The organism is Campylobacter sp. IFREMER_LSEM_CL1846 (assembly GCF_025772105.1).
GTDB classification, from domain to species: Bacteria; Campylobacterota; Campylobacteria; order Campylobacterales; family Campylobacteraceae; genus Campylobacter_D; species Campylobacter_D lari_D.
Window position 1 is genome coordinate 1 of sequence record NZ_JAKMRM010000029.1, and the last position, 1,656, is coordinate 1,656.

Sequence of the window (1,656 nt, forward strand, 5' to 3'; positions counted from 1 at the left end):
TTTTTAAAAAATTCCAAAACTTTAAGTCATTTTGCTAAAGCTTATAGGGGTAAAATGCTAAGAGTATTGGCAAGTAAAAATATACATAATAAAGAAGCTTTGCTTGAAAATCTACCTAATGATTTAAAAATAAAAGAAATTAAAATACAAGGATTAAAAGAAGAGATAATTTTAGATATAGTAAGCTAAGCCTTTTGGCTTAGCTTTTATAATTAGAATTTGTATAGAGCTTCAAGTCTGATGAATTGATCATCGCTATCATGAACACCATTGGTGTTATAATCTTCAGTTAAGTAAGAATAGAAGCCGCTAAATGTAAGTTTTGGACTATATGCATAAGATACTCTTGCAATATATTCATTTTTATCTATATCATGGCCAACTTGTTCAGATTTACCACCGATATAATCAAATCCTACTCTAACAGTTTCAGCAAAAGTATAACCTAAACCTGCAAAATAGAAGAAGTTTTCACCTGTACTACCTCTTAAATCACTACCTTCAGAATAGAAAATTTGCTCACCTGGAGCGATTACTCTACCTTTATCTTCTAAAACTACTAAGCTAACTTTGTCTTTTTCACCATAACCAACGATACCTGCTTGGAAATCAAAAGCAGAAATTTGTCCTTGTAATTGAGCAGCGTAGAAATTGCTATTATCTAGACCTAATTTTTCTTTATCACTATCCAAGCTATTTCCTAAGTATTGAGCTTGGATTTTGAAGTTAGCATCGTTGAATGCAAATTTATAGCTAGCATCTACTGCATATAAAAATGCCCAATTGTTTGAATAAGCAGCCCATACTTGGAAAGCAAATGGATCAAAATCACCTAATACAGCAGCACCATATAAAGAAGTATCAGCAATACCTAAACCTGTAAAATCTCCATCGCTTGTAACATTGAAGCTATCAAACCAATAACCAGCAAAAGTTAAACCCTCGATAGAATTATTAAGAATTTTAGCTCCTGTTCCTACTGCATCATCAGTCCAAATAGAACCAACTTCCATTTTACCAAAGATTACATTTGTAGCATAAGCTTCATTAGTATATTCTAAGTAAGCTTGTTGAACTGCAAAAGTACTATCAGTATCAGTTTCAGCTTTATTACCATTCGGGCTATTAAAACCAAGTTCACTTGTGCTATATTGGAATTGAACAAAAGCTTTGAAGTTATCATCTAAAGCTGCTTTGAAATTTAATTGAGATTTAAATTTATGCTTGTTTTCTTTAGAGCTGTTGTAACCATCTACAATTGTATTGCCAATATCTCTTCTATCAGATTCAAATCTATATCTGAACATTCCTGATACATCAACATCTTTTATAGCTTCTTCAAGTGAAACAGCGTTAGCTGCTGAAAAAGCACCTGCAGCTAATGCTGCTACTAAACTAAGTTTAACTAGTTTCATGAGAATTCTCCTTATTAAAATTAAAACTATGGCTTGTATTATAGCATAGTTTTATATAAGAATTCTTAAAGTAAATAAAAACGATAAAAATATATTAAAGGGTTGTATTTATAGATTGAATTATCTTTAAAGATCTAGTTTGAAACTAGATCTTTAAAAACTAAGGAGTTATCTATGAATGTTTGCTTTTACAAATGTAATTATGCTCTTTGATAGTTAATGTTTGGAAACTGAGGGTTTA

At 30.7% G+C, this 1,656-nt stretch carries 1 protein-coding gene and 1 pseudogene; one reads left to right on the forward strand and one right to left on the reverse strand.

What is annotated here, in order from left to right; genetic code table 11:
- A pseudogene (locus L8W40_RS07990) lies at positions 1 to 189 on the forward strand (peroxide stress protein YaaA); the annotation flags it as partial.
- 23 nt (positions 190 to 212) lie between these two features.
- On the opposite strand, the gene L8W40_RS07995 reads toward L8W40_RS07990, so the two are convergent.
- Positions 213 to 1,415, reverse strand: coding sequence for a major outer membrane protein (locus L8W40_RS07995; RefSeq protein ID WP_263665138.1), 1,203 nt, complete (start codon positions 1,413 to 1,415; stop codon positions 213 to 215).
- Positions 1,416 to 1,656 lie beyond the last annotated feature (241 nt).

Bases quoted from the DNA above. Each gene is read 5' to 3' on its own strand.
- L8W40_RS07995 (WP_263665138.1), bottom strand. From the start codon at position 1,415: ATGAAACTAGTTAAACTTAGTTTAGTAGCAGCATTAGCTGCAGGTGCT.